Source organism: Mesorhizobium sp. M7A.F.Ce.TU.012.03.2.1 (genome assembly GCF_004006095.1).
GTDB lineage: Bacteria > Pseudomonadota > Alphaproteobacteria > Rhizobiales > Rhizobiaceae > Mesorhizobium.
The window spans coordinates 2,243,737-2,252,971 of sequence record NZ_CP034779.1; the positions used below are offsets into that span (position 1 = coordinate 2,243,737).

The 9,235-nt window shown below is 58.5% G+C and carries 8 protein-coding genes; 7 read left to right on the forward strand and 1 reads right to left on the reverse strand.

Annotated features, from left to right (window positions below):
* Window positions 1-5 precede the first annotated feature (5 nt).
* Window positions 6-515 carry a nodulation protein NolB gene (locus EJ079_RS10780; RefSeq protein ID WP_024505368.1) on the reverse strand — a complete coding sequence of 170 codons (510 nt, stop codon included), beginning with the start codon at window positions 513-515 and terminating at the stop codon, window positions 6-8.
* Between the two features lie 187 nt (window positions 516-702).
* Here EJ079_RS10780 and EJ079_RS10785 point away from each other — a divergent pair, with 187 nt between their 5' ends.
* The 7 genes from EJ079_RS10785 to EJ079_RS10820 form a co-directional block, all read left to right on the forward strand.
* Window positions 703-1,401 (forward strand): secretin N-terminal domain-containing protein, encoded by a 699-nt coding sequence (locus EJ079_RS10785; RefSeq protein WP_024505367.1) that lies wholly within the window; start codon window positions 703-705, stop codon window positions 1,399-1,401.
* Between the two features lie 301 nt (window positions 1,402-1,702).
* Window positions 1,703-3,637 (forward strand): HrpF/NolX family T3SS translocon protein, encoded by a 1,935-nt coding sequence (locus tag EJ079_RS10790; protein WP_127317695.1) that lies wholly within the window; start codon window positions 1,703-1,705, stop codon window positions 3,635-3,637.
* 1,056 nt (window positions 3,638-4,693) lie between these two features.
* The gene (locus EJ079_RS10795) at window positions 4,694-5,038 is read left to right on the forward strand and encodes a helix-turn-helix domain-containing protein (RefSeq protein WP_127808964.1); all 345 of its coding nucleotides are present in this window, start codon (window positions 4,694-4,696) and stop codon (window positions 5,036-5,038) included.
* A 37-nt stretch (window positions 5,039-5,075) separates the two neighbouring features.
* Entirely contained in the window at window positions 5,076-6,413 is a 1,338-nt protein-coding gene (glyA, locus tag EJ079_RS10800) for a serine hydroxymethyltransferase (protein WP_063169266.1), read from the forward strand.
* A 57-nt stretch (window positions 6,414-6,470) separates the two neighbouring features.
* The gene (metK, locus tag EJ079_RS10805) at window positions 6,471-7,646 is read left to right on the forward strand and encodes a methionine adenosyltransferase (RefSeq protein WP_127808965.1); all 1,176 of its coding nucleotides are present in this window, start codon (window positions 6,471-6,473) and stop codon (window positions 7,644-7,646) included.
* A 187-nt stretch (window positions 7,647-7,833) separates the two neighbouring features.
* A complete protein-coding gene (locus tag EJ079_RS10810; RefSeq protein WP_245481894.1) occupies window positions 7,834-8,952 on the forward strand; it encodes an adenosine kinase in 1,119 nt (372 codons plus the stop codon).
* 65 nt (window positions 8,953-9,017) lie between these two features.
* On the forward strand, window positions 9,018-9,235 hold a 218-nt coding region (locus tag EJ079_RS10820; protein ID WP_164873935.1), incomplete at its 3' end, for an alcohol dehydrogenase catalytic domain-containing protein.

Genomic DNA, 9,235 nt, shown 5'->3' on the forward strand with positions numbered 1-9,235 from the left:
GCGGTTCAGCCTTCCTTCAAAAGTTTATTCACGGATGATGTGACGCCGCTGACGCCTTTGGAGATAAGCGCCACCTGGGTGACGCCGTTGTAAACATCCCGAAGACCAGCCATCATCGTTTCGAAGTCTTGCCCTTGTTGGGGAATGCCCGAGATTCCGGTTCCCGCCTCACCTGGAACGGGAAGCTTCTGCGCCGGTCCCGGTAGAGCGCCCTTCGAAAGGGCTATGTCATGGTCGAGCGCGGGGAAGGAAACAGTGTTGTGTGGATATAGGGAGGAAATCGTCTGCAACACGCGATCGCCCATGCCGCTCGTCGGCGCAGCCGCGCGCTGAACATCCATCGCCGCAGCAACTGGCGCCGCACTCGCTGGCCCCGCGGCGGCATCGTTTTTCAGCGAGTCGGCTGCATGCCCTAAGGCGCGCTCAAACTGGGCCTGCTCGACAATCGACGGTGATCCGACCCTGGGGAGGCCAGCCGTTAGAGTGGCAGAGATCGACGTGACAGGCATCATCATGTAAGGACTCGGTTGCTCTCTCTGACCGGGCGAGCCCCGCCCATTCATCACCCGGTGTCGGCGCAACACTCCTAGGGGGGCAAGCTGACAACAAGCTGACTAACGGCGGCGTCATTTCGACAATCTAAAATCTCTTCGGCAATTTAGTCACTTGTGATGATTTCAGCGTTTGGTTTATCAGTGCGACATGCCGAGAACGCTTATCCAACCCGTCACCCTGCATGTTTTGAGACTTCTTTGTGCCGGGTTTTTTCTGTCCACCGGGATTCACCCGGCGCATGCAGTCCCGCTGTCCCTTCCGGCGACACCCTATAGATACACGGTTCTGGATCAGGAGCTCGCTGCAGCGTTGCAGGAATTCGGCAACAACCTGAATATCAGGGTCAACATCAGTCCTGCGGTGAAGGGGCGAATTCGCGGACGTATGCCTGATTTGCCACCGCGCGCGTTCCTCGACCGCTTGACGAACCTTTACGGTCTACAATGGTACTATGACGGCCTTGTGCTCTATGTGTCTGCTGCACAAGAATCGCAAACTCGAATGCTTTTGATGACGTCGATTCGCTTCGATGCGTTCAAGGGGGCTCTCGACAAGCTTGATATCTCCGACGAGCGCTATGTGGTCAAACCCGTGCCAGGCAATGGCCTCGTCTTCGTTTCCGGTCCACCGCGCTTCGTCGCACTCGTGGAGCAGACCTTTAACGGCTTGGTGGCGCAGGCGCAGGCGCAGACTCACATAGCGGCAACGCCAAAGGAATCAGTGCTGATCTTGTTTCGCGGCTCCTCCACTACGGTCGTTCGCGACGGACGACCGGATGCTTCTTATTCTTCTGACATCCCACAACAGGATAGCGTTGGCGGGAAGCCTGAGCTGGGCAAGAAATGAACATTGAGGATTTCCCGCAGCTCTGAAGAACATGACTGCGGCTACCCCTTTGTGAACTCTTCGCAAACTCGTCAGTTTCTCGAAAGCTAATCCGCTCATGATGAGTCCCGGCAGCTCTCGCGGTGACTCCGGCCATTGTGTTGGACCGAACCTTGGAGCCGGCCCGGAACACAGCAATTGAAGGCAGGGCAGGCGCATTCGTGACCTGCCGACGCTTGGAATTGTCGAATTTTGTGAAACGCAAGGGATCTTCTGTCGGGGTCTCTTGTGGGGATTTCAACGTCACGTCTGAGGATGCATAATGTCGGCCAGTAATCTTTCAACTTTCTACCGCTCAAATTCGCTACAGTCCGCAAGGGGTTGGCCGGGCCTGAAAGTTTCCCATTTTGCGACCCAGCATCAGCAAAGTGCATCGTGCTTCGAAGCGATGCTGTCCACTTGTGTGCTGGCAGACAAGCCCGGCTCTTTCGCGCAAGGGGATCTGCCAGCGTCGAATCTTGATTCGACAATGGATAAATTGCGGCAGGACCCTTTGGGCCATATGGCACCGGATGTCTTGACATTGAATGGCTTGGAGCAACACCCACTGGATCTGCTGCCGCCAAATATGAGGGCGGCTCTCAAGGAGGACCAATCGCAACGCTCCAAGGCGACTGAAGCCCAACATCTGCTCGGCGTCACTCCGAAGATCGAGCCGGCTCCCAGGGCGAGCCCCGGAATCACGTGGAACGGTGGGTCGCTGACCACGGCTGAGTTGCAGATTGTTGCGGTACTCAACCGTCACAAGGACCAATGCCCGCTTACTTGGAAGTCGTTGACCGACAAAGCCAATGATCCCTCTACGCCACCGGATCTGAAAGCGGCGATCCAGGGACTGCAGCAGGATTCGGGACTTTTTTATGCGATTGGCTCGCAGGGCGACGGCCGCTGTGGAGGCAAGATCAACGCCAAGGACTTGGCCGGATTTTCAAACCACCACCCACAAGTTGCTGCATTTCAGGAAGCCCAAGCGCGAAGCTACGAGCAGAACTACATACCATCCGACGGCAGCGGAGGTTTGCAGCCTTCGGTCATGACCTTGAGCGATGCCTTGCGGGAGTTTTACCGGTACTCCGAAAATCTGTCCAAGGACCTGAGTCTGGATGAGTTCAAGAAAATGGTCGGCGGCGAATCGAAAAACGGCAAATTTCCGCCCCAGGTCATTGCGGCGGCGCAATATTTCCTCGATCACCCCGATGCTTGGAACCAGTTGTGCGGTGGCTCGAAAGGGAAGATGCACAAAGAGGATTTCCTGCAAGTCGCCTCATCGTCGATGAGCCTCACGCAAACTGAGCTGAATACGGTCGAGATGATCAAGGACCATCAGGACACGTTCTTTGGAAGCGGTGTTCTGACTCGCGACAAACTGGCGAAAATGAAAGACGACAAGAGCCTTGATCCGAAAGTGCGGGAAGCAGCCTCTCAGCTCCTTTCAGATCCTCTTTTGTTTGGCCTCCTGAACAATTCGATCACGGGCTATAAGACCCATCATAAATTCTTCGACTTTGGCGGCGGGCATACGGTTGATTCCGGCAATATCAGCAAAAAAGACTTTGCCCATTTTTGCACAAACATGTCGTCTGCGAACCGCAACGTTCAGCAGCCAATCACCCACGGCGCCCAAACCGCAGAAGAGCAGAATGCCGTCGCGGACATGAAGATGGGCCTGATGGACCAGCCTGACATTAAGTCAGCCAAAAAGAACGGCGGGGCCGTCATGCACGTCGTCGACTCCGTGCTCAAAATCGAGACGAAAGTGCTCGACTTGGCGGCAACGGCGGTGGGACTGCTCAGCTTCATTCCGGGCCTCGGACAAGTAGCCGATCTTGCCTCGATGGTTCTCGAGGCTGAGTCGCAAGCAGCCAATCTCCTGCGTACGGCCATTAACGGAGGCGATATGAAGCGAGCGCTGGAGGAAGCTGGCCTCAATATGGCCGCGCAGGCGATCGGCCTTATCGCAGGCCCCGAGGTCAAGCTGGCCATTCGAAATGGGCTCGTAAAGCACCTGATGGAAGAGGCCTTGGCGGCAGGCATTGATCTTTCGGTCTCGACGGCGCAGGACTACGCAGAAGGCTATGTGAATAACCTCAAAGCGCGCCTTGCAGGCGGCCCTGAGCAAAGCCTAGGCCTTCCGAGCATGCCATCATTCCAGAGTGTGGCAAGCAATGTGCCCTTCGTCGGCATTGCCTTATCCTAGCCGTCGCCTTGCGCGGAAGCTTTGGCTCGCGCGCTGACATAAGGGTCATTGTGGCACAAGCAGGGGTTCATCCGCATCAACGCAAGCGGTGTTCCTGACGCCATCTGGATCGGGCTGTGAGGGGGATGTCCGAAGTCTGTGAAGGCTTCGGTATATGACGACTTCAGAGTTACGCTGAGCCCAGCCATCTCGAGCCGGTGCGCCGGGTCGAGGTTTTCACGGGCGCCGGCCGGTAGCGGGAATGGTCTCCGGAAGGCACGGCGCGGATGGTGGCGGAGCGGCGCAGCCGAAGGAACGGCTGTCGCGCGCCCAGGGCGGCCTCCCGAACAGCAGACGATGATCTCCTGCCTTGGGCCTATATCCTTGTGCCCACGCTCAAGGCAGTCGGCTGAAAACAGCGCTGATTTAAAACAGCATTATCCTGCACTGCACCCTCGATCCTTGCGCTCACCGATCGCTCGTCGACACGCACGCGGTCAAGTCGTTATCGGCGCTATGCCGATGGGCTTCGAGAGCAAGGTGGACGCTGAGCGGTGCGTCAGCCTCAGGGCGCGGCTGGCCAGCTTTGGGTCTCACGCTCTATGACGGCAACACCCGGCTGATCCACTTGGCCTGTTCGCGGGCTCCCGGCAGCGGCGCGGAAGCCACGGTCCGCCTTCCTCGGCTTCAGGCCAAAGATACCGCAGCATGCTCCAGAGCTATGTCTGCCGCCTTCGCCCCATCGTCGCTGGTCATGTGGAAAGGACAAGCAGGCTACGCACCCTATAATCCCGTCGGGCAGGATTCGACAGTCGACGGCGAGACATTCGCCAAACCTCCCCCTTGATCTCAGCAACGTTAAAAAAAATTCACATAATGTTCGTGAGTGTAGTCTCCTGTCAGGTGGTACATTAGCCCCAATATCTGGCGTCTTAGTCGTAGAAAGGACTGTGATCTATCTTCCATTAGCATCCATACCAGCGGATTTACAGCAAATGACGAGAGAGGTCTCATGCGGATTGATGGGGATAGAAGGGCTAGCGGCTGGCTGCATCCCGTCCGGGTTGATGCCAACCAATGTTGACACTGGTAAATCGCCTAAGGACGGCAGCGCATCTTGATCGCCTTCGAATCCTGGGCCTTTGCGCGCATGCGGATCTAACCGTCGGCGAGCTGGCCGATATTACCAGTCTGCCTCGCGAGCAGGTTCGACGCCACGTTCGGCGGCTGGTCAGAGCCAACTTTCTTTGCTGCAACGAACAACGTCCGCAGTCTTCGTCCCATATGCAAGCAGGAGGCAAGGATGGCGGGCTGGCTCAATTGGTGGTCGATCTCCTGCCCCACGATGATGGCCATCATAAAAGAGACCTACAACGCCTGGAAGCAATACAAGACGCGCGGTTGAAGGGACCGCCTGCTTGATCGTGAAATAGATCAGTCCAAATGGAGCGCGACTACCATGGATAACTCCGCCGGCGGCGCCATCGCGCAGCCCGACACTTACGGGCGGCCTCACTTAGCCGCCGTCGACTCCCGCGTTCACGAACTGCTTCTAAGACAGGAGCGTCAGGAGCGGACAACTCTCAAACTGATCGCCTCCGAGAACTTTGCCTCCTCGGCGGTGTTGGAAGCGACCGGGTCGATTTTCACCAACAAGTATGCCGAGGGATACCCCGGTGCGCGCTACTACGCCGGAAACGAGATCGTCGATGAGCTTGAGACCCTCGCGATCGAGCGCCTGAAAGCGCTATTTGGCAGTGAACACGCCAACGTCCAGCCTTATTCAGGCTCGCCAGCCAACCAGGCTGTCTATCGCGCGCTTTTGAGCCCCCGTGACAAAGTCATGGGCTTGCCTTTACCCGAAGGCGGCCATCTGACTCACGGTTGGTCCGTCAATTTTTCCGGCAGCGATTATCAGCGCGTCCCGTACAGGCTGCACGAAAAGACACAGCAAATTGACTATGACCACTTGCGCGAGACCGCCAAGCGGGAACGCCCGAAGCTAATTTGGGTCGGCGGAACTGCTTATCCGCGTATTTTTGACTACGCGGCAATGGCCGAAATTGCTTCGGAGGTGAACTCGTATCTGGTGGCTGACATCGCCCACATCTGCGGCCTGGTTGTCGCAGGAGTGCATCCGAACCCCGTGTCCCATTGCGATGTGGTCACCAGCACCTCTCACAAGTCGATCCGCGGTCCCCGGGGTGGCTTCATTTTATCAAGGAATGAAGACCGTTATCAGCCCCTCCATCATCCGAAGAGCAAACACAATCTGGCCAAACGTATAGACCGCGCCGTGTTCCCTCTTCTGCAAGGCGGACCGCATATGAATACTATCGCCGCGCTTGCCGTCGCTTTGCAGGAAGCAGCGAACTCGTCCTTTCGTGTCTACGGTCAGCAGATCGTCCACAACGCCAAGGCTCTGGCCCAGGCACTTCTGGAGCGAGGTTATGAACTCGTCACCGGGGGCACTGACAATCACATGCTGATCCTTGATCTTCGGGACCGGTCGCTGTCAGGCAAAGCCTATGCGGAGCGCTTATCGCGTGCAGGCATCATTGCGAATTTCAATATGGTCCCGGGCGACCGGCGGCATCCGGCGCTGACAAGCGGCATCCGCTTAGGGACACCAGCGGTGACGTCCATGGGCATGCGCGAAACGGAGATGGTGCAGATCGCCGCTTTCATCGACTCGGTCTGCCGCCAGCCCGATGACCAGGAAGTTCATGCGAGCGTACGAAGAGACGTTGCCGACTTCTGCACTGCGTTCGATGTTCCCGGCATCCCCGACCGATAAGCCACCCCAATCCAGAAACTCCTCACTAACTCCAGCACTTGAAGCGAGGGCATTTTTATGACCAGGCAGTTCGTGTTCTCTTCCGAATCCGTCGGCGCGGGACACCCCGATAAGATGGCAGACAACATCTCCGATGCCATTCTCGATGCGGTCCTGCGCACCGATCCGAAGGCGCGCGTCGCCTGTGAAGTGTTGGTGAAGACGGGGATGGTCGTTGTGGCTGGCGAGATCACCAGCCATGCCCACATCGATTACAGCCAAGTCGCCCGCGATACGATACTCGATATTGGCTACGACGATGATGCGATTGGCTTTGATGGTCGACGTTGCGCCGTCGTTCTGGCCCTCACCGAGCAGTCGCCCGACATAAGCCAGGGCGTTGATGAAGGACGAGGGCAGGATCTCGGGCAAGGGGCAGGGGATCAGGGCATCATGTTTGGATTCGCATGCAACGAGACGGATACATTGATGCCCCTGCCGATCCAACTCGCTCACCATTTGACGAAAAGACAGGCCGAGGTCCGGAAAGCGGGACAGCTTGGCTGGCTGCGTCCGGACGTGAAATCTCAAGTGTCGGTACGCTACGAAGGGCTCCGCCCGGTGGCGCTGGATACCATAGTCCTGTCAACGCAGCATGACGAAGCGGTCTCACAAGCCATGGTCCGCGAAGGCGTCATTGAGGAGATCATAAAACCGGTCCTGCCGGCCCACCTGGATACTTCGGGGATCAGATTTCTGGTCAACCCAACAGGGCGGTTCGTGGTCGGTGGGCCTGCCGGCGACTGCGGCCTCACAGGACGGAAGATCATCGTCGATTCCTACGGTGGGACCGGGCGTCACGGCGGCGGTGCCTTTTCGGGCAAGGACCCATCCAAGGTTGACCGCTCGGCGGCCTATGCCGCCCGCTATGTCGCGAAGAACATCGTTGCCAGCGGCCTTGCGGAGGTCTGCGAGGTTCAGCTTGCCTACGCGATCGGCGTGGCCAGTCCGGTTTCTGTCATGGTCAATACCTTCGGAACCGCAAGGATCGAGGAAAAAAGGATCGAGCGCCTTGTTCTCGAGGTTTTCAATCTCCGACCGAAAGGCATCATCAAGATGCTTGATCTCTTACGGCCGATATACCGCAAGACGGCGACATACGGACACTTCGGGCGTGAAGAGCCTGAGTTCACTTGGGAGAAGACGGACAAAGCTGACGATTTGCTGCGTGAAGCCGGACCGGCAGCTGCGTGAGGGCGGCTGGATCAAGCGCATGCGGCAACCCATTTCAACTCGCGAGACCACGCCCGGCCGGCGTGGCAAGAAGCCGGCTCGGGTTTTGGCGGAGATTTTGATGCCGGATTATGACGTGCTTTGCATCGGCAATGCCATTGTCGACATCATCGCCCNGAAGCCGGCTCGGGTTTTGGCGGAGATTTTGATGCCGGATTATGACGTGCTTTGCATCGGCAATGCCATTGTCGACATCATCGCCCAGTGCGACGAGGTATTCCTCGAGACCAACGGCATCATCAAGGGCGCGATGAACCTCATCGACACACAACGCGCCGAACTGCTCTACAGCCGCATGGGCCCGGCGATCGAGGCCTCCGGCGGCAGCGCCGGCAACACGGCGGCCGGCGTCGCCAGCTTTGGCGGCCGCGCCGCCTTCTTCGGCAAGGTCTCCAACGATGCGCTGGGCGAAATCTACGCCCACGACATCCATGCGCAGGGCGTCGCCTTCGACACCACGCCGCTCAAGGGTGAGCCGCCGACGGCGCGCTCGATGATCTTCGTCACGCCCGACGGCGAGCGCTCGATGAACACCTATCTCGGCGCCTGCGTCGAGCTCGGACCGGAGGATGTCGAGGCCGACAAGGCGTCCGGCGCCAAGGTCACCTATTTCGAAGGCTATCTGTGGGACCCGCCGCGCGCCAAGGAGGCAATCCGCCAGACGGCGAAGCTGGCGCACGCGGCAGGCCGAGAAGTGTCGATGACACTGTCGGATTCGTTCTGCGTCGACCGCTACCGCGACGAATTCCTCGACCTGATGCGCTCGGGCACGGTCGACATCGTCTTTGCCAACAGCCACGAGATCAAGTCGCTCTACCAGACATCGTCGTTCGACGAGGCGCTGGCGCAGATCCGCAAGGATTGCCGGATCGCCGCCGTCACCCGCTCGGAAAAAGGCTCGGTGATCGTGCGCGGCGACGAGACCGTGGTGATCAAGGCGACCGCCATCAAGGAACTGGTCGACACGACGGGCGCCGGCGATCTCTATGCCGCCGGCTTCCTGCATGGCTACACGCAAGGCCGCGACCTGCAGACNATCAAGGCGACCGCCATCAAGGAACTGGTCGACACGACGGGCGCCGGCGATCTCTATGCCGCCGGCTTCCTGCATGGCTACACGCAAGGCCGCGACCTGCAGACTTGCGGCGACCTTGGCTCACTGGCAGCCGGATTGGTGATCCAGCAGATCGGCCCCAGGCTCCGTCAGAATTTGCGCCGCGAGGCCGAGCAGGCGGGGCTGACCATTCCGGACGTTCAAACGAGTTAGTGGCCTACCTTCCCGTTGTGCAGGCTATCTCGCCAGAAGCGCAATCACGGAATAGGGAAATCCTGATGTCGAACATGATGAAGGCGCTTGTGAAGGCCAAGGCCGAACCGGGCATCTGGATGGAAGAGGTGCCGGTGCCGGAAATCGGCCCCAACGACGTGCTGATCAAGATCAAGAAGACGGCGATCTGCGGCACCGACGTGCACATCTACAATTGGGACCAGTGGGCGCAGAAGACGGTGCCGGTGCCGATGGTGACGGGCCATGAATTCGTCGGCACCGT